Origin of the sequence: Propionibacterium sp. oral taxon 192 str. F0372 (assembly GCF_000413315.1) — a bacterium.
Taxonomy (GTDB): Bacteria; Actinomycetota; Actinomycetes; order Propionibacteriales; family Propionibacteriaceae; genus Brooklawnia.
The window spans coordinates 814,721-836,443 of record NZ_KE340297.1; the positions used below are offsets into that span (position 1 = coordinate 814,721).

General features: G+C 61.3%; 26 protein-coding genes and 1 tRNA gene. 15 read left to right on the forward strand and 12 right to left on the reverse strand.

Going from position 1 to position 21,723, the window contains the following annotated elements; genetic code table 11:
• The first annotated feature begins 15 nt into the window (after positions 1-15).
• Positions 16-88 (forward strand) — tRNA-Ala (locus HMPREF1531_RS03740).
• A 423-nt stretch (positions 89-511) separates the two neighbouring features.
• Here HMPREF1531_RS03740 and HMPREF1531_RS03745 read toward each other — a convergent pair.
• The gene (locus HMPREF1531_RS03745; protein WP_036898223.1) at positions 512-793 is read right to left on the reverse strand and encodes a hypothetical protein; all 282 of its coding nucleotides are present in this window, start codon (positions 791-793) and stop codon (positions 512-514) included.
• A 152-nt stretch (positions 794-945) separates the two neighbouring features.
• Positions 946-2,070 (reverse strand): trypsin-like serine peptidase, encoded by a 1,125-nt coding sequence (locus HMPREF1531_RS14070; protein ID WP_016668573.1) that lies wholly within the window; start codon positions 2,068-2,070, stop codon positions 946-948.
• 660 nt (positions 2,071-2,730) lie between these two features.
• Here HMPREF1531_RS14070 and HMPREF1531_RS03760 point away from each other — a divergent pair.
• Positions 2,731-3,381 (forward strand): ankyrin repeat domain-containing protein, encoded by a 651-nt coding sequence (locus HMPREF1531_RS03760; RefSeq protein WP_016668575.1) that lies wholly within the window; start codon positions 2,731-2,733, stop codon positions 3,379-3,381.
• A gap of 10 nt (positions 3,382-3,391) precedes the next feature.
• On the opposite strand, the gene HMPREF1531_RS03765 is transcribed toward HMPREF1531_RS03760, so the two are convergent.
• Positions 3,392-4,141 carry an SIR2 family NAD-dependent protein deacylase gene (locus HMPREF1531_RS03765; RefSeq protein ID WP_232210219.1) on the reverse strand — a complete coding sequence of 250 codons (750 nt, stop codon included), beginning with the start codon at positions 4,139-4,141 and terminating at the stop codon, positions 3,392-3,394.
• Between the two features lie 259 nt (positions 4,142-4,400).
• Between HMPREF1531_RS03765 and HMPREF1531_RS03775 the strand changes: the two genes are divergently transcribed.
• Complete coding sequence (locus HMPREF1531_RS03775; RefSeq protein ID WP_016668577.1) at positions 4,401-4,934, forward strand: O-acetyl-ADP-ribose deacetylase; 534 nt, start codon at positions 4,401-4,403, stop codon at positions 4,932-4,934.
• A 61-nt stretch (positions 4,935-4,995) separates the two neighbouring features.
• On the opposite strand, the gene HMPREF1531_RS03780 is transcribed toward HMPREF1531_RS03775, so the two are convergent.
• The gene (locus HMPREF1531_RS03780; protein WP_156860161.1) at positions 4,996-5,310 is read right to left on the reverse strand and encodes a hypothetical protein; all 315 of its coding nucleotides are present in this window, start codon (positions 5,308-5,310) and stop codon (positions 4,996-4,998) included.
• A gap of 8 nt (positions 5,311-5,318) precedes the next feature.
• Positions 5,319-5,711, reverse strand: a complete 393-nt coding sequence (locus HMPREF1531_RS14380) for a hypothetical protein (protein WP_156860162.1) — start codon at positions 5,709-5,711, stop codon at positions 5,319-5,321.
• Between HMPREF1531_RS14380 and HMPREF1531_RS03790 the strand changes: the two genes are divergently transcribed.
• The 4 genes from HMPREF1531_RS03790 to HMPREF1531_RS14275 all read left to right on the forward strand — a co-directional run bounded on the left by HMPREF1531_RS03790 (position 5,710) and on the right by HMPREF1531_RS14275 (position 10,008).
• A complete protein-coding gene (locus tag HMPREF1531_RS03790) occupies positions 5,710-6,969 on the forward strand; it encodes an alpha/beta fold hydrolase (RefSeq protein ID WP_016668580.1) in 1,260 nt (419 codons plus the stop codon). The two genes, HMPREF1531_RS14380 and HMPREF1531_RS03790, sit on opposite strands and share 2 nt — an antisense overlap.
• A gap of 286 nt (positions 6,970-7,255) precedes the next feature.
• Positions 7,256-8,482: a chloride channel protein gene (locus tag HMPREF1531_RS03795; RefSeq protein WP_016668581.1), complete on the forward strand. Its 1,227-nt coding sequence runs from the start codon at positions 7,256-7,258 to the stop codon at positions 8,480-8,482.
• A 111-nt stretch (positions 8,483-8,593) separates the two neighbouring features.
• The gene (locus HMPREF1531_RS03800; RefSeq protein ID WP_232210220.1) at positions 8,594-9,163 is read left to right on the forward strand and encodes a hypothetical protein; all 570 of its coding nucleotides are present in this window, start codon (positions 8,594-8,596) and stop codon (positions 9,161-9,163) included.
• 41 nt (positions 9,164-9,204) lie between these two features.
• Entirely contained in the window at positions 9,205-10,008 is an 804-nt protein-coding gene (locus HMPREF1531_RS14275; protein WP_051123322.1) for a hypothetical protein, read from the forward strand.
• A 31-nt stretch (positions 10,009-10,039) separates the two neighbouring features.
• On the opposite strand, the gene HMPREF1531_RS03815 is transcribed toward HMPREF1531_RS14275, so the two are convergent.
• The 6 genes from HMPREF1531_RS03815 to HMPREF1531_RS03840 form a co-directional block, all read right to left on the reverse strand.
• A complete protein-coding gene (locus tag HMPREF1531_RS03815) occupies positions 10,040-10,708 on the reverse strand; it encodes a response regulator (protein WP_016668584.1) in 669 nt (222 codons plus the stop codon).
• Positions 10,705-11,883, reverse strand: coding sequence for a sensor histidine kinase (locus tag HMPREF1531_RS03820; RefSeq protein ID WP_016668585.1), 1,179 nt, complete (start codon positions 11,881-11,883; stop codon positions 10,705-10,707). Before HMPREF1531_RS03820 ends, HMPREF1531_RS03815 begins: the two co-directional genes overlap by 4 nt.
• A 3-nt stretch (positions 11,884-11,886) precedes the next feature.
• The gene (locus tag HMPREF1531_RS03825; protein ID WP_016668586.1) at positions 11,887-12,639 is read right to left on the reverse strand and encodes an ABC transporter permease; all 753 of its coding nucleotides are present in this window, start codon (positions 12,637-12,639) and stop codon (positions 11,887-11,889) included.
• A complete protein-coding gene (locus HMPREF1531_RS03830) occupies positions 12,636-13,391 on the reverse strand; it encodes an ABC transporter permease (protein WP_016668587.1) in 756 nt (251 codons plus the stop codon). The genes HMPREF1531_RS03825 and HMPREF1531_RS03830 overlap by 4 nt, the downstream gene beginning before the upstream one ends.
• Positions 13,388-14,332: an ABC transporter ATP-binding protein gene (locus HMPREF1531_RS03835; RefSeq protein ID WP_051123397.1), complete on the reverse strand. Its 945-nt coding sequence runs from the start codon at positions 14,330-14,332 to the stop codon at positions 13,388-13,390. The genes HMPREF1531_RS03830 and HMPREF1531_RS03835 overlap by 4 nt, the downstream gene beginning before the upstream one ends.
• A gap of 217 nt (positions 14,333-14,549) precedes the next feature.
• Entirely contained in the window at positions 14,550-15,950 is a 1,401-nt protein-coding gene (locus HMPREF1531_RS03840; RefSeq protein WP_051123323.1) for an amino acid permease, read from the reverse strand.
• Between the two features lie 218 nt (positions 15,951-16,168).
• On the opposite strand from HMPREF1531_RS03840, the gene moaC reads away from it, so the two are divergent.
• From moaC to HMPREF1531_RS03875, 8 genes are all read left to right on the forward strand, one after another.
• Entirely contained in the window at positions 16,169-16,669 is a 501-nt protein-coding gene (gene moaC / locus HMPREF1531_RS03845; RefSeq protein WP_036897152.1) for a cyclic pyranopterin monophosphate synthase, read from the forward strand.
• A gap of 125 nt (positions 16,670-16,794) precedes the next feature.
• Entirely contained in the window at positions 16,795-17,010 is a 216-nt protein-coding gene (locus HMPREF1531_RS13840) for a hypothetical protein (RefSeq protein WP_016668591.1), read from the forward strand.
• Positions 16,962-17,783 carry a hypothetical protein gene (locus HMPREF1531_RS03850; protein ID WP_016668592.1) on the forward strand — a complete coding sequence of 274 codons (822 nt, stop codon included), beginning with the start codon at positions 16,962-16,964 and terminating at the stop codon, positions 17,781-17,783. Before HMPREF1531_RS13840 ends, HMPREF1531_RS03850 begins: the two co-directional genes overlap by 49 nt.
• A gap of 239 nt (positions 17,784-18,022) precedes the next feature.
• Positions 18,023-18,880 carry a WD40 repeat domain-containing protein gene (locus HMPREF1531_RS03855; protein ID WP_036897155.1) on the forward strand — a complete coding sequence of 286 codons (858 nt, stop codon included), beginning with the start codon at positions 18,023-18,025 and terminating at the stop codon, positions 18,878-18,880.
• Between the two features lie 27 nt (positions 18,881-18,907).
• The gene (locus HMPREF1531_RS03860; protein ID WP_016668594.1) at positions 18,908-19,207 is read left to right on the forward strand and encodes a hypothetical protein; all 300 of its coding nucleotides are present in this window, start codon (positions 18,908-18,910) and stop codon (positions 19,205-19,207) included.
• A 120-nt stretch (positions 19,208-19,327) separates the two neighbouring features.
• Positions 19,328-19,729: a DUF4919 domain-containing protein gene (locus tag HMPREF1531_RS03865; protein ID WP_084669262.1), complete on the forward strand. Its 402-nt coding sequence runs from the start codon at positions 19,328-19,330 to the stop codon at positions 19,727-19,729.
• Between the two features lies 1 nt (position 19,730).
• On the forward strand, positions 19,731-20,321 hold the full coding sequence (locus tag HMPREF1531_RS03870) for a hypothetical protein (protein ID WP_016668597.1): 591 nt from the start codon (positions 19,731-19,733) through the stop codon (positions 20,319-20,321).
• Between the two features lie 8 nt (positions 20,322-20,329).
• Positions 20,330-20,620: a hypothetical protein gene (locus HMPREF1531_RS03875; protein ID WP_016668598.1), complete on the forward strand. Its 291-nt coding sequence runs from the start codon at positions 20,330-20,332 to the stop codon at positions 20,618-20,620.
• A 157-nt stretch (positions 20,621-20,777) separates the two neighbouring features.
• Here HMPREF1531_RS03875 and HMPREF1531_RS03880 read toward each other — a convergent pair whose 3' ends face one another.
• Positions 20,778-21,719: a hypothetical protein gene (locus tag HMPREF1531_RS03880; protein ID WP_016668599.1), complete on the reverse strand. Its 942-nt coding sequence runs from the start codon at positions 21,717-21,719 to the stop codon at positions 20,778-20,780.
• Positions 21,720-21,723: the final 4 nt, after the last annotated feature.

Sequence of the window (21,723 nt, forward strand, 5' to 3'; positions counted from 1 at the left end):
CGTGTTCGCACGGGCGGGGCGTTAGCTCAGTTGGTAGAGCGACGGCTTTGCAAGCCGTAGGTCAGGGGTTCGAACCCCCTACGCTCCACGGTTTGCAAGCCGAGACCGTCTAGGCCGGTGAAGGTGGTCAGGGGCGTGGAGGTAGCGTCCCGCACGTCGAGGTCTTCCAGATATCAGGCGCAGGAACCTTCATCTTCCGAAGATCTCGGCTCCTATCTTAGACACCGACGCGCCCGCACAATGCCCACGACCCCTCCACTCTCAACTGGGAAGAGCCGCATTTGTTGTGCTGACTACACATTGCGCGATTATGCGGAAACCAAGCGCTTCCGCGGAGGGCCGCCGTTGGGTTCTACTGATGAGCGAATGCTCACCCCATCGGGACGTGCTACGCCTCGGTATCTGATCTACTTATTCGGGAGACAGGCACCGGATGAGTGGAGGAAGACGTCCGTGTCCATTGCCAAGTTAACGCTGTACAGGCGCGCATTACGAATTTGCTGAAATACGCTCATCTGGCGGACTGGATGACATCTCGGTCTCCGCGCGGTTGACCCAATTCGATCGTGGTCGTGCTGGTAAGGGCGACCGCCGGGCAATCGGCACTTCCTGGAAGTGCACCTTGCATCAGATCGATGGTGATGTCATTCGTGGTTTCAACAACCGTTGCTTGAATGCCGGTGCATGACGCAGGCCCTGACAGAAAGGTGACCTCGATGGTGGTGGGTGTGGTTTCTCGCCACGAATCCCAAGCGAGCGGGGTGGGCGATTGTAAGTCGTCGCGTGAACTCATGACTTGAGGCGCAGCGCTGCCACTTTGAAGGGGGTGCGTGGCGGTGGACCCTGCATCCGGGGAGGTTCTGGAACATGAACAGCCTGAGGAGGAAAACGCGATCATCATGATCCCAGTGATTGCTCCGATAGCCGTGGTCCACCGCCTGCGCATTACCAGTCTCCGTTCGTCGCGTCCTTCAGAGCTTTCATGTCATCGGTGAAGTAGGGGGCCCAATTCTGTCCAGTTCTGGGAAGCCACGTTGACGTCACAGATCTGACGTAGCCGAGACCCGATGCGTTGTTATATTCATGCAGCCAAGGTCCTCCTGATGCACCTGGGCCGAATGCGCAACCGTTGATCGAAACCCGTCTGCCCGATCGAAAGGTGGTGCCCCAGCAAGCCCACATGGTGTATCGCCCCTCCGGGTTGGTCTTGTTGCTCGGGTATCCGAATATTGACACGTCGAAGGCATATGAACCGTTCCAGCGCATTCCGTGACCGCCGACCGCGTCAACAATGCGTTGGCCGTCGTCTCCGCCATTGTTCAGCGTGGCCATACCGACATCATGGGTGTAGTCTCCGTTGTTGATCCATGCGTCGAAGGTGCGCAGTGCGTGCACTGTCCAGATGCCCACCGGATCGGGATCGGCGTTGCGCTTGTCGTAGTTGGGAACGAAAACGACGTTCTGCTTCCATGCACCATCGTCATAGACGCAGTGGCCCGCCGTGATGACAACCCGCTTGGTACCCGTGTTTAAGGCAGAAGCAGAACAGTACGCATTGCCCGTACCGTAGCCGTCGAAGAACAGCTTTCCGTTCGTGTTCGGGAAATTCGTCACCGGGGTTGTTTGGGGAGCGACCCCCGTGCTGGGGTCGGAAGCGAGAATTGTTGTCTCTGAACGCATTACGGAAGGTGACGCCTTCAGCGGTTCGGCTGGGGGTGTTGACCCCTCGGGGCCGGTTGGGGTGTCGTCCATCGGCTCCTCAACGGTTGGGGTCCTAGAAGGCTCATAGGGGACGGCAGAAGCAAGACGCTCTGGTGTCCAGTAGGCGAGGACCTTCTCATCTTGGGTGGTCAGATCGGTTGTTTGGTCATCGGGTGAGGAATCGGGGCTGATGACATCGGGAGACTGTCCAAATGTGGTGGGGGCCACAACAGCTGTCGAGTGACTGGTAGCGCTATCTGGTTCCTCCGGTGAAGGCGCAGCAAACGCTGGCGTCGCAACCGAGGTGACCAGGATGGCCGCTGAAGCAAAGGCTGCGAAAGAGAGGGAGAGATGTCGGGATGTTGTCATGTCATTACCTCCGGGGGCAGAAGGTCTCTTAGTGGGGTGGATGTATCGCCCACTCACTAATGGGGATATTCATTTCGTGTGCCCGAGAGGGACATAGCACACCCGGGCTACACGGGAATCCTACGACAGCCATGCGGTGCTGAGCAATACCTCAAAGTTAACTCATCGAAAACCTCCGCCTGGCCAGGGTTTTTGCCTCATGTGGGGTATTCAGCTGGGCATGATCGACCATGGAATTGACGATGAGGCAATGGCAGGCCGTGACGAAGAAGACACTGGCATATCGCAGTGCTGACCGGGTGGGCAAAACCCGTAATCGTGGACGAGTTAATCGACGTGAGCAGCTGGCACCGTGACTATGCGCGCGCCGAGCTGCGTGAGACAGATTTCGGTGGCCACAATCGATCGGATGCTCGCCAGCGAAAAGTCACCGATGACGTTGCGGGGCCGCACCCACACCAAGCCAGATCATCATTGAAACACCAGATCCCGATCCGCACCTTCGCGGACTGAGACGACCCGACCCCGGGGTTCGTGGAGATCGATATGGTCGCCCACGACGGCGGCGTCGCCTCGGGTAAACACTGCTACACGTTGACGATGACCGACATCGCCACCGGCTGGACGGTCAACCGGCAGTTGACCGGCTAGGTTTTATCCATGGAGCATGTCCTTGAGGACCTCATCCAGATAATCAAGCGGTTCGAGTCCACACCCGATGCCGGGGCGCTGGTCTCCATGAATGCCGCTGCCTACATGCTCATAGAGCAGGGGGCGGCCATCGCCTACGAGTTGGCGAAAGTGGGGCAGTGGCCCCGGGTATTGGCGGCTTGGCAGTCACATGACATGTTCGCTCGCACCTGCGCCCATTTCGTCAAACCGACCTCGGGGTGGTCATTCCTGCACCAGGCCGCCTGGTTCGGCGATGAGGCAGCTGCCCGTGAGTTGATCCGTCTGGGCGCACGGGTTGATCTTGACGATAAGAAGGGCCGAACACCCGTCGACATCGCCGGCCAGCATCGGCACCCAGATCTGCGTGGGCTGCTGAGCGGGGCTGCGGAAACGGCGCAGTCATTGTGGACCGCCCCCACCGATGCCGAACACCTTCCGTCCAGTTGTGCGTTTAGTCAGGCCCGGGCGTGGGTCCCGCCTCGCGACGATCTGGTGGCCTATGGCGGGGGTGTGGCTCCGATCCGTGCCGGGACCACGGTGTGGATCGATGACTTCGGCCGGGTACTCGTCGGATGGCACGGGACAGTCTGCCCGCCGAGGGGCATGGGCGGGGAATCGATGATCCCTGGTCAGGACTAGTTCTGCACCGCTACCCAAGCTGATCGACCAGCGCCGGTAGACCCACCGCCGCAGTCACCGGCCAGTGCACGTCGGCGGGCAGGCCGGTCGGGTTCGGGTTGATCTCGACGACGGGGACGCCCGCAGACACCGCCAGGCCCGGTAGTGCGGCGGCCGGGTGGACCATGCCCGAAGTGCCCACCACCATGACCAGGTCGGATGCTTCGATCTGCGTCATTGCCTCGTCTAGCGCACCTGCTGGCAATGCCTCACCGAACCACACCACGCCGGGGCGGATACGTCCGGTGCAGTGCACGCAAACCGGTGGCGCCAGTCGTCCGGAAATCTCGGCTTGGTCTGGAACCGGCAACTCGACGGGAGCACCGCACGAATCGCAGCGGTGCGCGAACAGGCTGCCGTGCAGATGCACCACCACCGCCGATCCGGCCCGTTCGTGCAGGTCGTCCACGTTCTGTGTGACCACGCTCATTTCGGCGATCCGCGCCCATTCGGCCAGCGCACGGTGACCCGCATTGGGCTGGCAGGCGGCCACCAGTGAGCGCCGCCATTCGTACCATGCCCAGACCAGCCCAGGATCACGCGCCCATGCCTGGGGCGTGGCCAACTCGGCTGGATCGTAACGGTGCCAAAGCCCGGTCTGAGCGTCCCGGAACGTCGGCACACCGCTCTCGGCCGACATACCCGCACCGCTGAGCACCAGCACTCGCCGTGCCGCCTGCGCCAGCTCCCGTGCGTGCTGCGGCACCACTGGCCCACTCACCGCTGCGCCCCGATGGTCGTGGGCCGGGCCCCGTGGCCGACCGTCAGATGCTTGATCGCCCCGGTTCGGTGTTCGAAGCTCGCCATGCCTCCACCCTCGCAGATCTCCCGATACTGCGCCATAGCGGGTAGATTCCCAACAAGGTAAGGAAAGAGACCCGCCTGCCCAGCGATGATCCGGCCAAGGAGCACGTGGACGGTAGCCCGTAAGCACGGGGCCGGTCATTGCCCTGGTCGCCCTGACCGATGGAGGATGAGGCATGACACCGAAAATCACTTTGCACCGAGGCGACATCACCACCGATACGCAGGCCGATGCGATCGTCAATGCCGCCAACAACTCGCTGCTGGGCGGCGGAGGCGTCGACGGCGCCATCCATCGCGCCGCGGGGCCGGAATTACTCGCCGAATGCCGCACCCTCAACGGCTGCGCCACCGGCGACGCCAAGGCCACCGGTGGTTACCAGTTACCCGCTACATACGTCATCCACACCGTCGGCCCAGTCTACCACGACGGGACACGCGATGAAGCCGAACTGTTGGCCTCCGCCTACCGGCGCAGCATTGAGGTGGCGGCCGAGATCGGTGCCGCCCGGGTGGCCTTCCCGTCCATCTCGACCGGGGTCTATCGCTACCCGCTGGCCGAGGCAGCCCAGATCGCCATCCAGACCGTAACCGCAGCCATGGCGCAGCATCCGCAGGTCATTGAGGCCCGCTTCTGGCTGTTCAGCGATCAAAGCTTCGAGGCCTTCGATGCGGCGTTAACCACAACGGCTGATCCCCGGGATCGGTAGATCTGCCGGGGTTGGGGTGAGGGCATTCGGGCTCTACGCTCCGCTCGTTCGGTCCGGTGGCTTACTCGTCTTCTAAGTCGTCCAGGTTAGCGAGCCAGTCACGGATCTCTTCCTGCATCTGCTCAGCGGTAGGAATCGGCATGAGCCGCCAGGCCTGCCACCGCGCGCACACCCGGCAAGAAGCACCCCCGACGAACACCGTGGACGAATAACCGCTAGGAACAAACTCACCCGGGCAATCCAGCCATTCCACGTTGCAATGGATCGGATTGACCCAGACACGAAAGCGATGCCCGTCTACCGACAGGTCATATCTGCGCCACCGCTGCCACGGCCACCGAATCCTCCTTATGGTTTCCACTATTACAAAAGTCATGCCCCCCACTATTCCAAGAACAGGGGCGACCATCCGTGGGTTTTCTCGACTGGCTGCGCGACGATACGACTCGCGCGGTCGGCGAGCACAGCGTTCCAGTGATATTTGCGCAGGTCGCTGACGAAGTAGTCCTGCTTGACATGCTGGATTCCCACCAAGTCGAACCGAAGAAAGGGAATGTCGAAGTGCGACCTCATCTCGTTTTGGGCCTGCTCCAGCATGTGGCGTGGGGTGGGTCTCACCCGCAAGCCCAGCCAGACTTGTAGAGTGAGATGCACCATCCGCAGGCATCGCACCACCGCATCCCGCCGACGCCGGATCTCCCCGAGGCACGGTTGCCATGGGCCGAAGCACCGGTCGGGAGCCGAGGCTGGTTGGGTACCCAGGGAGCAGTTACACATGACTCATGTGAAATCGGCGCTGATCATCTGGTCGGTTTTGGCCGCCGGTCTTGTCATCTACTACGTCTGCCTACGTCAGCACGTGCTCCACATCCACGATGCGCGAGGCGAGGTCTATATCGCCGTCGCGCTCGTAGCCGTAACGCTCGGCGGTCTCGTCACGGCCTTGTTCATCCGCATCATCACGGCATTGCTGCACCGCTCGGCCGCTGCGGCCGTCACGTCGCTGCAGGTCTCACTACTGACTGGGACCCTCCTTATCCTCATGGCGGCACTGTCGCAGGTCACCGCTTTCACACCCGCCATCGAGGGGCCCAACCCGATTGCAGAGCTACGCCCCATCACCGTCAATGGCCGTGCGGAGTGGCTGTCCATCCGCGGCCAGGACCGATCCAAACCGGTGCTTTTGTTCCTCTCCGGCGGGCCCGGGGGATCGCACTTGGTGACCGCGCGCCATTGCTTCACCGATCTTGAGCGTGACTACGTCGTCGTCACCTGGGAGCAGCCAGGGGCGGCGAAGTCCTACAACGCGATCAGTCCCGGGAATATCACCCTCGACACATACCTCTCCGACGGCGCCACCGTCACCGACCTACTGCGGAGCGAATTCGGCCAGGACCGCATCTACCTCATGGGTGAGTCCTGGGGTTCCGCGCTGGGGCTCATGATGGCGCGCGAGCATCCGGAGCACTACCGGGCCTTCGCAGGCACGGGCCAGATGATCGACTTCCTCGAAACCGAGCGCATCGACTACCAGGTGACCCTTGAGGACGCCCAGGCGACGGGAAACCAACAGCTCGTTGACAAGCTTGAAAAGCAGGGGCCGCCGCCCTACGAGTCGGACATCGCCCTCAAGACGTTCGCCTACCTCTCCCCGCTATACGGGATACCGGCGCGCACCGGCCAGATCCACGACGCCGTCTGCTCCACCATGGACGGGCCATACGGGGTCGAGTACGGCCTGCTTGACAAGGTGTATTTCTTCTGGGGTCTGTACCGGACCTTCGACTCGTTCTACGGCAAGCTCTACCCGATCGATCTCCGCAAGTCCGCGGCAGAACAGCAGATCCCGATCCATATCTTCCACGGCCGCTACGACTACAACGCCCCCACAAGCCTGGTGGACGACTACTACGCACGGCTACAAGCGCCGCACAAGTCGCTGACCTACTTCGAGCATTCGAGCCATAACCCATGGCAGACCGAAAACGAGCTCTTCATCGCCCACGTGCGACAGGTCTTCGCCGAGCCGACCTGAGCTGCATCCGGATCCCGTAGACCGACTCATCTGCCACCTAGGCAACGTGACTGGTGACGCCCCAAGACAGGTATCCAACGGTCACGCTGACAAAACAACTCCCGTGAACCCGCCCGGTAGACTGCTGCCACAGTTCCTCGCAGAGCTCTCTACCAGGGAAAACCAGCGCCGGACGTCGGAAGGAATATTCGTGCACCAACTGGCCGGGCACCGGCAGCAAGGAGCCCAGCCATGACCCACGACGCTGACCGCACCGCACCCACCCCATACCGCATCGCTCACCACCATGGCTGACTCCTCCATCCGCTCCGATCTGCGTTTGGCGGGTATCACCGTTGTGTTGGGCGTCGCATCCGGGGGCGCGGCGATGCTGCTGACCTGGATTCTGCACGGCGTTGAGGAGGTGGTCTACGGGCATAGCGAACAACACGGCCAGGTGCTAGTGGATGGCGTCTCGAACTGGCGGATGGCTGCGGGTGTTGCGGTGGTGTCGGTCGTGTTGGCCGTGGCCTGGTGGGCGCTGCGGCGCCGAAGCGAACTGGTGGGTGTGCGGGGCATGGTCGACGGTAAGCCCGCGCCGGTGGTCGGAACCCTGCTCAATGCGGTGTTCCAGATGATTGGGGTCGGTGCCGGGCTTCCGGTTGGGCGGGAGGCCGCGCCCCGCGAACTCGCCGGGCTGATCGCTGGCAGGTTGTCCAGGGGGTTCGACGAGGATACCGAACGCCTACTCGTCGCAGCTTCGGCCGGGGCCGGGCTCGGCGCGGTCTACCAGGTGCCGGTGGCCGGGGCAGTCTTCGCCGTCGAGTTGTTGCTGCGCCAGGTCTCCGCGCGCATCGTGGCGGTCTGTCTGGGTATCTCGGCCATCGCGACGCTCGTCTCCCGGGCGTCGATCAGTCCGCTGCCGCAGTACGAGGCCGTTCACCTTGATGGCACGACACCGTGGTTGTGGTTGTGGGCGCTGGCGGTCGGCGCACTCCTCGGACCGCTCGGCGGCTGGTTCGGCGATGTTGCCGACCGGGTGAAGGCCCGCTCACAACGCGGTGCGTGGACACTGCTGACCCTTCCATTGACTGGGTTAGCGGTTGCTGCGACAGCTTGGTTCCTCCCGCTGGTGCTTGGTAACGGGCGGGCCGCAGCACAGAGCGCTTTTCTTGGCATGGGGCTCGGTGCCGCGACGATTGTGCTTGCCGGAAAGCTGTTGGCAACGTTTGTGACATTGCGCGCGGGTGCTGTCGGCGGGACGTTGGCTCCGGCGATCGCTGCTGGTGGGTTGGGTGGGATCATCATCGGTCACCTCGCCGCGGCAGTAATGCCCGGTGTCGATGTCCCGGTCACCGCCTTGGCCGTTTTGGGTGCTGCAGCGCTGCTGGCCACCTCGTTGCGCGGCCCGGTGACGGGGTTGTTGCTCGTTGCTGGGGTCACCGGTCAAGGCCACGAGGCCCTACTGGTCATGACACTCGCCGTCGCAGCAGCTTTCGCCACCTCAATGCTGCGACGACCGATCCCTGCTTGATGGGTTTTCCACAGATACTGGTGGGGGGGGGTTGTCAGGTGGGGTGTGGGTTGGGATGATGGTGGTGACGATGGTGTCACCGCCCCCTTTTGGAGAGTGTTCATGAGATCCATGACCGCTGTGGTGTTGTTGGTTTTGTTGGTGCTGGGCACCGGATGCAGCCCGAAGAAAGACGATGGCCCTCCGCCATGGTCACCGACTCCCCTGCCCTCGACTTCGATCAGCTCATCAACTGCTTCCCCCAGCATGAGCGAAGAGGAGCTGTATATAGAAACAGAACGAGTGTTCAAACGTGCGATGGATATTGTGAATCGCTATGAACTCTACGGTGATTTTTCTGGTTTTCCTGCTGAACTAAATGAAGTGGCGATGGAAGACTTCCTCACGAGTTCACACGCGATGTACAACTTCATGGCTGAGAAGAGATGGGCTACCCGCCAGGGCTCGGCTCCAATCATCACAAGTGAACCTTTACCAAGTCAAATGCACGCCGACTCCGCCGCGACCCTTCATGTTTGTACCGATACAAGACCAGTCCCACTGTACGACCAGAACGGAACAGTCATGTCGCAAGGACACCTCATCGAGTCACGCTTTTTCTTCAAAAATGACACTGACGGGTTGTTGAAGATCTTCTATCAGCAGTATAGAGAGGTTGAATCATGCAATGTCTACGGTTAATAGCTGTCACGTCACTCATTAGTGCTGTTCTTCCTTTTGCAATGACCCTCGACGCGAAGGCCAACCCCGACTGGTCAGGTGGCAGGGGTGGAAATGGGGGCGATATCACTGTTTCATCATCAAATGGTTCTGCTCGGGTGGGTGCGTCGGTTGGTGGTTCTACTGGTGGTGGGGTGGTGCCTGCCGCTAACGGGGAATACGTTAGTTATCCTGATGGGCCGGTCGGCGAGAACGCTCCGGCAGTACCCACCCAGATCTGCCGACTCGTGCATGCAGGAGAAATCGACTTCTCCAACGACCAAAAATCCATCACCGTCTGCTACGAACCCACCACTCTCACCACCCCAACTACCGACACACCCACCCCACCCACAACAGGGCCTTCACCCCACACAGCAGCAGCCTCCGCCCTCGCCCAACTATCGATCCCCACCCCACAGCTGACATGGTCACCCGACCCAGCCAACAACGAATGGAACGCCTGGGCCATCGCACTACCCATCTGGGTCGACTTTCCTACCACTAACCCCATCACTACCACCACAACAGCCAGCGGAATCACCATCGACATGGCCGCCACCCAATCAGAAATCCACATCGACTGGGGAGACGCCACCACCTCCACCTGCACCCGATGGGGCCCCATGCCCCGCACCACCAAAATGGGCACCCAATCCCCCTGGTGCGGCCACACCTGGACACAACCCGCCACCTACACCGTCACCACCACATCCGCCTGGACAGTCACCTGGACAGCCATGGGACAAACCGGCACCCTCCCCCTCACCTCCACCTCAACAACCACCATCGAGATCGCAGAATTCCAAGCCATCGTCATCGGATAAACCCACAACCACCGACCAAAAACCCTCACCCTCACCCAGCCCGGCCCTCAGCGGCATGGACAAGCAGAACAATCTGAATACGATCACGCAGTCCAAGCTTGGTAAGCAATCGCTTGACGTAGGTCTTAGTGGTCTCGGTGGACAGCACCAGCTTCTCGGCGATCTCGGCATTGGTCAGGCCGTCGGCGATCAAGTCGACGACCTCGCGCTCTCGCTCGGTGAGTACAGCTAGTTTCTCGGCGGCCTCGCGCCGCTCGCGGGCCTGCTGCTCGTCCACTTTCCGCAAAGGACTGCGCGCCAGCAATTGACGGGTGATACGTGGCGTGAGCACGGCATCCCCGCGGGCCACCGACCGAACCGCATCGGTGAGTTGAGCGGGACGGGTGTCTTTGAGCAGGAATCCCGAGGCCCCAGCCTCCAAGGCCGCGAAAGCATATTCGTCAAGGTCGAAGGTGGTTAACACAAGCACCTTCACCTTTGAATCGGTCGCCAGCAGCCGCCGGGTGGCCTCAATGCCATCCATGCGGGGCATCCGCACATCCATGACGATGACCTCAGCCTGCACGGTCTGCTGGTCGGCGAGTGCGGCCAGCCCGTCGGCTGCCTGGGCGACGACCTCAATATCGTCGCTGTAACCGAGTATCCGGGCAAGTGAGGTGCGGGTGTCTGCAATATCGTCGACGATCATCACGCGGATCATGATTCCGCCTTCCGTAGGTCAGCATCTACCCGCCAACCATGGCCGGTAGGCCCGGCTGTCAGGGTTCCGCCGTGAGCCCGGGCGCGCTCGGTCATGCCGGACAATCCACTGCCCTGCCGCGGGCCGGCATCGGTGCCCGCCCCATCATCACTCACCACGATCCTGGTGCCCATGGGGTCATGACGCACAACGATGGTGATCCGGCTGACGTCCACCCCATGCCGCAGCACATTGGTGACCGATTCCTGGATGATCCGGTAAGCGTCGACCTCCAGCAGGCCACCAGGGCGCTGCCCGGTCTCCTCCAAGCGGACCGTAACTCCGGCCCGCTCGGCCGGTTCAACGATCTCGGCGAGTTGACCGAGGCCGGGTTGGGGGCGCAAGGTCGGCTGCACGCAATCACCACGCAGCCGGGAGATGACCGCCCTGCTATCCATCAAGGTGTTCCTGGCCAGCTCATTCGCCCGCTCCACAGATTCGGTGACGGTCACGATGTCGTCATGCTCCAAAGCCAGCATTGCGACATCTGTGAGATTGATGATGCTGGTGAGCCCATGGCCAATGATGTCGTGCATATCAGCAGCAATACGCAACCGCTCAGCGACTGCACGCACCTCGGCCTGCTGTTCGGCCAGCCGCTGCCGTTCAACAATCGTGGTGGAGCGCGCTCGCACCAAGACCGCGACCATGTCGATGATCAGCAACGGCCCGAGCCACAGGAGGATTCCCTGGAACCAGCCGACCTTCTGGTGCTGCACCAAAAGGGTGCCCACGAGGAACGAACCGGCAAATCCGGTAAGCGCACCGAATGCGGCCCGGCGTGGAGTGTCCCGGATGATGATGGTCCATGTGACGATCCATATCGTCTCGACACCGGCTCGTCCGTCGCCAAGAACGGCGGAGACCGCAGCACAGATGATGGTCGTAGCCAGCGCTGGGAACCCCCTGCGGTGCCGGATCATGATGGCGGCACAGCTAATGATGGCGCACATCAAGGTGAAAGCGGCCTGGAGCAGGGTGATGGACTGCATCCCAAATAGCTTCTGGAAGCACACCGCCGCGGAGAGCATCAGAGAGCCGACAGCCCACAGTGCGTTCACCCGCAAGGGGTGACGGTGCAGCAGAGCCAGCACCTTGTCGAGCAAAGTCGATTGCGCCCGCGTGGTCGGCCCCATCGTTCAGCCCTCCCGTTTCCCGAGCACCCGAGTTGCCAGCGTTGCTGCCACGACGATGATGACAGCGTTGACGACCATGAATCCAATGGTGGGCATCAGTTCCAGGCTGATCGGGTCACGGCCATGCATACCTAGCGAGATCTGACTGAACGGCCACAGCCATTGCTTCCCAGGGGCGACGAACATGATCCCGAAACCGCTGATCGCACACAGTACCGAGACCCCGCACACCACCGCGAAGGAACGGATGACGCAAGCCAGCACCAAGAAGATACACGAGGCCGACCAGCCGCCCAGCAACCCCAGCCCGAGATAGGCCAGGACTCGCAGGTACTCGGCATCAATACTGAAACCAGTGACCAAACCAACAGCGGTGACGGTTGCTCCCAGCAGCAGGCAGGAGATCAGGTTGGCAGCCAGTGCGCCTGCCACCTTGCCGAGGATCAGCGAGGAACCCAAGCCGAGCGCCCGCAGCCGGGCGATGCTACCGGTGGAATGCTCCATTCTCATCGACCATGCTGCGTATATGCCGAGCAGGATTGGCAGCAGGAGCCCACCGTAAAGCATCGCAGCATTGGCCCAGACCGCCGACCAAGTCATTGACTGCTGCTGCCAGACGTCGGTGTACTTATGGTAGCTGTACAGGCCACTGGCTACCATGATGCCTCCGAATAGGAAGGATGCGACAGGGAACCAGAGCGAACCCCTACGTTGTTTGGTGATCTCGGTGACGACGGATGGTGCAATGGCGGTCATGCTTCTACCTTCCACATGCGATGGACGATGGCGGACGCCGCGACGACAGCCGCGGCAATCAGTGCGACGAGGGGAATCAGTGCAGCCCCTTCAGGGTTAAGGGCGTAGCCGCTGACATAGTTGGCGGCATCGAAAACTGCCTTGGTCGGGTTAGCCGCGTAGATCTGGGTGCTGGGCAACACCATCTGCAGCCAGACCGGAGCCAGGCTCAACAGGGCACCGGCAACGGTCAATGCCAGGCCAATGGCGATGACGACAGGCTGCCGGTTACCGCGCAGCGCGATCACCAACAGTGGTGCGGCAAGCTCCACGGAAGTGACAAGGGCGAGAACCAAGCATTGGGCGGTGAGCCCGGCATCGAATGTGGCACCCGATCCCAGCCCGAAGCCGATCGCTCCGGCGAAACCAATGGTGTGGATGATGACCAAAAAGCCCGCGATGAGCAGGAGCTTATTGATCCACAGACTGGTCCGGGATGCGCCTGCCGCGACAAGCCGGGTAAGCATGTCATTCTCCTGCTCAGCACCGGCCACCCGCACGATGAGCACCGCAACCATCAGCGGCGCCACCATAGGCAATACGGAATTGTATTGATTCAGCACCGTGACCGCGTCCACGGTTATCTTTCCCTTGGCGGCCATTTTGCCGATGGCCATGGCCGTCCAGGCGACGCCACTCAAAGTAACGGCCAAGGTAATGGGCAGCACCCGACGACGCTTGATCTTGGCGATTTCCAGAGGAATACCGGTCATGCTGCTGCCCTTTCTGGAATTGAGGAAAGCCCCTCGGTGAGGTCGAGGAAGACATCCTCCAGGCTGCGGCGGTGGTGGGAGATCTCGTAAACGTCGGCGCCCTCGGAGAGCACGTAGCGGACGATGTGGGCGCGATTCAGGTCCGTCACATTGCCCGGCACTTCCACCGGGAGATCCGACGAGGTAGACGGGCTATCGGCAACCGGGCATCCCCAGCGCCGCAGCGACTCGCGGATGCGCTGGTTGTCGGAGGTGCGCAATACGAGATGCCCGTTGTCCCGCAAACCGGTCAGGGGGCCTTGGTAGCGCAGAAGTCCCTCGTGGATGATACCGACCTGATCGGCCATCAGATCGATCTCGGCAAGCAGGTGGGTGGAGACCAGCACGGTGACCCCGTCGTGGTGGGCGAGGGCGACCAGCAATTCACGGATCTCATGGATACCGGCCGGGTCGAGACCGTTAGTCGGCTCGTCGAGGATGAGCAACTGCGGGTTGGCCAGCAGCGCCATGGCGATGCCGAGACGCTGTTTCATGCCCAGCGAATACGACTTGGCCAGCTTGTCCCGGGCACCACTCAGGCCGACGATCTCCAGAGTCTCATCGATTCGCTGAGCAGACAGGTTCAGCAATCGCTGCAAGATGGATAGATTCTCGGCACCGGTCAGGTTCGGGTAGTAGGAGGGACCCTCGATGAGTGAGCCGGTGCGTCCCAGAATGCTGGGCAGGTTCTTGTCGAGGGGCTGGCCGAAGACCTCGATGTGGCCTTCGGTGGGGGTGGTGAGCCCGAGCAGCATCTTCATGGTGGTCGACTTCCCAGCCCCATTGAGGCCCATGAAGCCATACACCACACCCTGCGGCACGCTCAGGTTGAGGCTGTCGACGACATTGCGCTCGCCGTAGCGCTTCGTCAGGTTCTCGGTCCTGATCACTTCGGTGGTCATGGTGACTCCTTTCGTCACCACCAAGCCAACCTCCACCACCTGCCCTCCCACAGTCCCCCATGGGGGACACCTTCACACGGTCAGGGCCGAGCTCTCTCGTGGCCTGTCGGCTGACATAGGAGCGGCACGCGCTTACAGGAAAGTTCTTGGCGTGCGAGAACATCTTTCTGCTGACTGACACGGGAATAGCGCGCTTACAGGGCCAAGACGAGCGAATTCATTCGGTACCGAGGTCAGCCTCCTCGGGGCGCACCGCAGGAGCCCTGGTGACCAGTTTGTGGCCCCACCACAGGGCGAAGAAGACCGGGACACCCAGATAGGACATGACAATGTCACCCACCTTGGTGCCGGTAGTAACCGGCCCATAGGCCTGACCGATGATGATCGCGATACAAGCCACCAACGCGACGACGGCCCCAGCCGGGAAGAAACGGGCCCGGTAGGGCAGAGCGGCCAGGTCGTGGCCCTGGGCGCGCAATGCCCTACGGAACTTCCAATGACACCAGGAGATACCTGCCCAGGTGATGAATCCGGCCAGGGCCGAGATGGTCAGCAGCAGTTGGTATGCACGCCCGTCGCCGATCAGCGAGGTGAGGAAACCGGCCAACCCAACCAAAGTGGTGGCCAGTAGGGCATTCATCGGTATCCGGTGACGCGATAACCGTGTGAGGAACCGCGGTGCGTGCCCACGCTGCGCCAAGGCGAACAGCATCCGGGTGGAGGAATACAGCCCGGAGGTTCCGGCCGATAACACCGAGGTGAGGATGACGGCATTCATCACGCTCGCCGCGCCCAGCACCCCGGCATGGTCGAAGACTAGGGTGAAGGGGCTGACCGAGACATTCGATTCCGATGAATTCAGTAGGTTCGGGTCGGTGTAGGGCAGCAGGAAACCGATCACGGCGATGGCCCCGATGTAGAACAGCAGGATGCGCCAGAAGATGGTGCGGATGGCCTTCGGGATGGTCGTTCCGGGGTTATCGGCCTCACCGGCAGCGGTGCCGATGAGTTCGGTTCCTTGGAAGGAATACCCAGCGACGAGCAGGACGAGCAGGATGCCCTCTCCCCCGCCGACGAACGGGGCTTCCCCCACCGTCCAGTTGCTGGTGCCCGGGGACTCCCCGATGATCCCGGCGATCATTGCCAGACCCAGCACCAGGAAGACGACGACTGCGACGACCTTGATCGCCGCGAACCAGAACTCGCTCTCCCCGTAGGCGCGAGCCGACAAGGCGTTGATGCCGAACAACAGCAGTAAGAACAGCCCGGACCACACGATGGAGGGCACCTCGGGGAACCAATACTTCATTACCAGCGCGGCTGCGACGAGTTCAGCGGCCACGGTGATCGCCCAGTTGAACCAATAGTTCCAGCCAATCGCGAAACCGAAGGATGGGGAGACGAAACGGCTGCCGTATTCACCGAAGGATCCCGCGACCGGCAGGAAGGCCGCCATCTCCCCAAGTGATTGCATGATGAGCCACACCATCATGCCAATGACGGCATAGGCGACCAGGGCACCGCCCGGACCTGCCTGGGAGACGGTGGAACCAGAGGCGACAAACAGCCCGGTGCCGATGGCCCCGCCGATGGAGATCATCGTCAGGTGGCGGCTCATCAGCGAGCGGCGCAGTCCTTCGCCACTCGTGGCGGGCTCGCAGGCACTCGCCGGAGTGGGCGCTGGCCCGGTGGATGATTCAGTAGAGGAGTGGGGCATGCGGTTGACCTGCACATTCGTGTGGATGTCGTGTCCCGATAAATCTATCCGCGTCGCGGGCTGCGCGACCCACCGACCCAGCCGGTGGAACAGTGACAGTGACGTGAAACGATAGGACCATGAATGTGGCTCACCTGCGAGAAGACGGAACTGTTCACATGGTCGACGTGGCCGACAAGCGGGTGACGACCCGCGAGGCCACCGCGATCGGTCTGGTGAGCGTTCCTCCCCACACAGTGGCGCGGCTGCGCAACGGGGAGGTCGACACGACGGAGATGCTGGCGACCGCCCGGGTGGCAGGCATCTGCGGGGTGAAGAAGACCTCGGAGTTGATCCCCTTGGCGCACGTCGTAAATATCCACGGGGCAGATGTCGAATTGGAGATCACCGACGAAGGTATCCTCATGCAGGCCTCGGTACGGGCGAATGACCTGATCGGCCCAGAAATGGAGGCGCTAACTGCGGTGACCGTGGCGGGCCTGACCCTGGTTGACATGCTCAAATCGATCGATCGTTCAGCAGCGATGCGCGACCTCATGGTGGTGGCCAAATCCGGTGGCCGCACCGGCTCTTGGCGTCGTGATCTGAACGACCTACCGAATTGGGCGTTCGACGACTGACCCTGTTAAAAGGCCTGGCCTTAGGCCGTACTACAATTTGGTCACGCGTAGGTGTCGTTGACCGAGCACGCTGTAGAATTGTCGCCGTACCTGAAAACAACTGAAGAGCATGAGGATGATTGGCGATGATGTTTTTGATCTGCGGTGTGGTCAAACCAGAATTTGACGTGACAGGGATGATTTCGCGTGGCGACGACTATGCCACGTTGGCCTCAGCCGCTGGCGCTAAATTCGGAGCCACCGATAGTGCGATCTCAATTGTAGCTGCACACAACGACGGCCCGGAGTGGGAATGTTTGAGTTTACCACAGGCAACCTCGCCAATCATTTCGCTCGACTAGCCGATGCAGCTCAACATACCGCCGGTGCCTACAAGATTGCAGCCATGGAAGCGAGTTCTGCGCAGAACGTCATGACCATTATAGCTGAAGAAAATTATTCGATATACCGTGATCTGATATTAACAGCCAAACTAGTCGAAGCTGCCTTACTAATCAAAGAAACACGGGACCAGTTACTCCGGATAGAAAAGAATGCCGTCAATAAGATCGGCGCAGCATTCGCAGATCTCGCTCTTCCCGGAACAACACTTATTCCCGAAGAAAACATAGACGGCAAACTTGATTCGGCGATTGCCGAAAAGTGGCGTCAATTGAGCGATGAAGAGAGGAAAAAGATCCTCCAGAAAATGGCCGATGACTTTGCCGACAACAACGGATACCCGCGGATTGAACTCACGTTCGAACCCATCGCCCGCAGAGGGAATTACACCCCATTGGGCGAATACCGCCGTTTACCTTTTAAAGAATTGCGAATGAATTCAGACGGGCTCAACGATCCAAACGCGATCAATACTGTCGCCCATGAGATGGAACACCGCGGCCAGTACGAAGGGATGGGCCTCCGGTGGCCGTGGCAGGACGAACGAGCAGGCATGTCCAGGGTCGAAGCAGAACGCTGGAGAGAATTGAATCAAGACCATGTTCGTAAGCGGGGCGGCCCTGAGTACATGGACTACTACCCACCACGACCGGTCGAGGTCGGTGGCCGCCGAGCTGGGCGTGAGTTCGTAAATACTATGAACTACGAGGACTTCCAGAGGTATCTGCGATGATTCGCAGATACGGACGTCGCGTAGTTCTGGGGGCAGCAGCCCTCGGGGTCTCAGGTGAGTTATTGACGGCGTGTGGAGCCCAGCCCGGCCATAGAACCCGTCCTTCTCCACGTGTTGCACCGCAGTGCGTGGACCTCGGCCAGCATAACTTCATTCGGGGCGGTCGCTTCTGCGAAGCTGCACCAAGCGGTAACCAGGAGTCTTCCGTCTCTCCCTTGGACCATCATGGCCCACTGGGTATGACCGCCACCACGTTGACCTCCTACTACATTGATGCAGTCATCGAATGGGATATTGCCACTGGCGAACCAATGCGCCTGCTGGCACCGAAACGATCGGACAGCTGGCTGTACGCCCATCGCGGAGCATGGACCGTCAACCCACGATGCGACGCCACATTGGTGGCACATCGAGACGGTTGCGCAGTCGCCGAGTTGACTGGCCACACGAGCGATGGGCGATCCGGCACCAGCCCGGACGGAATCCAAGGGTTGTGCTGGGTGAGCGATAACCAACTGGTGAGTCTAGGGGCCGATGACACTCTACGTAGCTGGAGAGTGAGCGAAGCGACCCAGACCGTCCAAACGAAGGTCATCACGCCCGCGGGGAACCGGACATTGGGTCCAGGCTGGCAGTCCGACACCCTGCTGGTCTCCCATTCCGGTGGGGTAGAAATCTTCGATGCTCACACCCTCCAATCCCTTCATACCCATGCGGGACCGCCCACCACCAACGGCTGGCAGACCATGGGCGACGGCTTGCTGCTCGGGATTTCCGCCGATGACGTCGGCATGATGATCTGGAATACCGTCACGGGCCATCATCAGCTGATACCCACCAGTGATCCGCCAAGAGCGGTCACAGCAGCAGGCACCGACTTGGTGGCTGCAGTTGACGGCCCCGTACTCGTGGTACACCGACCCGACACGAGCGCTGAGGAAATCCCCTTGGCTGATCCCTCCTACCAAACCGGAGCAGCTGTCTTCTCCCCAGACAGTGCACTACTCCACATCCTCGACCAGCGGACCGGCCTACGCACAGTCGACGTGGCAACCGGCCACACCATCACCACATACCGAAACCCAACACCGCTGTAACCCACCTTTGATCCCCAGGAGTTGCTCATGGTCGCATTCACCCCTTCCGTCTGGAAGGCCGAAGGCGACAAGCTCAATACCGCAGCCGACGAATTTTATCGAGGCGCACACAAGGTCATCATCGCCGAAAGGTTCACCCCCGAATCAAAATCTCCCATCGAAGCAGCGATGGCGGCTGGCGATAAACGATGCTATGACCAGTGGCATCACTTGATCGCCAATGGCTTCGAAGCCCTGACCGACATCGCTTCACGAATGATAGGTACCGGTTCAGATTATGAGGCAACCGAAGCCGACGCCACAGCTGCCGCCGAACGGTTCTGGTAGGAGGGATGAGGTGATTGTACCGACCGCTTTCTGGGAATATCAGGAAACTGGCTCAGCTGAGGCGTTGGCTGCGCTGCATCAACAGATCAAGGCCGATCCCTATTTCACCGAGCGAGCACCTTGTACCCTCGGGCTACCGACCTGCTTCGCGACGAACGCTATGATGAGGTGATTGATCTCATCGAGGATCTGATGCCGGGAGTGTTCTTCTGCCCAGAAGCACACAGCATGCTCGGTTATGCATACGCACAACTCAATGACCATGAACGGTCGGATATCCACAGAACGTGGGCAGACTTAGCTGTGGCAGCGATCCAATCCTCTGGGAAGGGGACACGATCATGGCCTTGGCGAGTCCTGCGAATCATCGACGAGTACGCATTGCTGCGCGAGCGAGGAATGAAACCTGTTTCGCAGGAGAGAATCGAACAGGACGGTAGAATTTTCGACACACACATTGCTGCGGACGATGATCTGCATGGGTTCGATTTTGGCAATCAGTGCTGGTTCGAGTTGGTGTGACATGACCGAATCCGTGCATACTCAATTCGAATCAAGCGAACCGTGGATCCTGTTGGAAATGTGCGACGGTCGTTTCGAGACCGTCCAGTTCAGCTGGGAAGCGGATCATGAGCATGATGAGGAGTTTCTTTCTATTCTTCGTTCGGCGCTCACCAACTGTCTTGCCCAACACAATGCCGATGTTCTGGAGAGCTTGCGCACACGTTACGCCGCACCGGCTGACCCAGATCGCGAAGCGGCAATGGCATTCGCCCAGCAAATCCTCGACGAAGCCACGGACGTGATCCCGGAATCAAGAACGTGGTTCCCTGAACGCGCCGATGGCCGAGATAAAAGCGGAGCCGTACATGTCTCAGTGATACGCTCCGCAGTGGTGAGGCTCGACGTGCCATTTGACATGCTGCAAGACTCACAGCTTTGTGGCTGGGCGATTCGTGATGCCCTCAACCAAGCACTTGAACGACACGACAAAGATGTCATCGAATTTGGGATACGCCGCAACGGTGGGCAACAGCCCACCACCGAGCCTGCTGCGCCAGACTGGGCAATGCTTGCAAAACAAGCCAACCGGCTGCGCAGTGGCTGGTACTGACCCTGCACATGGACGATGCCACGGGCATGGATTCGGCCAGCAATCAGTGTGGCATCATCGCCCGCCACACCGATCAAGTGATACCCGCCAGCGATCCACCGTGCGCGATTACGACAGCAGGCAATGGCCTGGTGGCTGCGGTTGACGGCCCCGTACTCGTGCTACACCGACCCAATACGGGCACCGAGGAAATCCCCCTAGCCGATCCCTCCTACCAAACCGGAGCAGCTGTCTTCTCCCCAGACGGTGCACTACTCCACATCCTCGACCAGCGCACAGAACCGGGGCCGGGCCCCTAGCTAGTGGTGGAACCTTGCATGGTGGGTCGTTGAGTTCACCCAGCGGAGTTCTAGGTGCTGGCGGGTCAGGGACCGCGGCTGCCGGTACGGACGGGGGCGTCCGATGGCCGCGAGCGCGGGCGATCGGCGGGGCGTGGGCGCGCTCGCGGCGCGGGCGTTATCGCTCCGTCGGGCCACTGGCCCCGGCGCGGATCTCAGTGCGACGCTCCAACCACCGTCGGATGAGGATGAAGAGCACGCCGCCGACCACGGGGTACACGAGGGTGAGGGCGGCGACCTCCGGGGCGGCGAGCCCGGTCCTGACCCCGGAGTCGATCCACCTCAGGCCGCCCAGAAGCACACGGTTGATGGTCAGGACGGTGACGTGGAAGGCGATCGCAGCGGTGAGCGCACCCGGAAGCGGGAGGCGTCGGGCCGCGATGAGGGCGAGACCGAAGATGAGCATCTGCGTCAGGTAGACGATGGGATCGGCTCCGCTCGGCGCCAGAGGGAAGCCCGTCATCTCGACGCCGGGGAGGAGGACCGAGACCGCCGCCCGGATGAGGTTCCCCGGGACCATGTTGAAGCAGAAGAGCACCGTGATGGTCGCGGTGGCCGCGAGCGGGGACCACGCCTCGCGCATCGTGGACCATCCGTAGCCGCGCAGCGCCAGTTCCTCGGGCAGCGCCTCGTACAGCAGCAGGACGATGGTGTTGACCGCGAGGAAGGTGATGAGCGCCGTCGGATCGAAGTGATCGAGGCGGATCCAGCCGGCCCAGAACGCTGGGGCCCACACCAGCGCCCCAGCGCCGAGACCAACGGCCGCACCCGTTCCGGCCGCGGCCGGCCAGCGACGGGCCAGGCCGATTCCCCCGGCTCCCCGAAGGGGCCTGCGATCGAGCCGCCGCCGGAGGATCACAATGGCGGGGACGACGATCATCGGGGTCAGGACAGCCTGGAGTACGGGGACGAAGGCTGGACCAGCCGCGACCCGGGCCCTTATGAGCTGTGCGATCGTTATTGAGAACTGGACCCCTAGGGTCAGCACCGCCCAGCCGATGAGCGCCCTCGCGAGCGCCCCCCGCCGGGTCGGGGCGGCCGCATCCGGACCATCATTCATGATC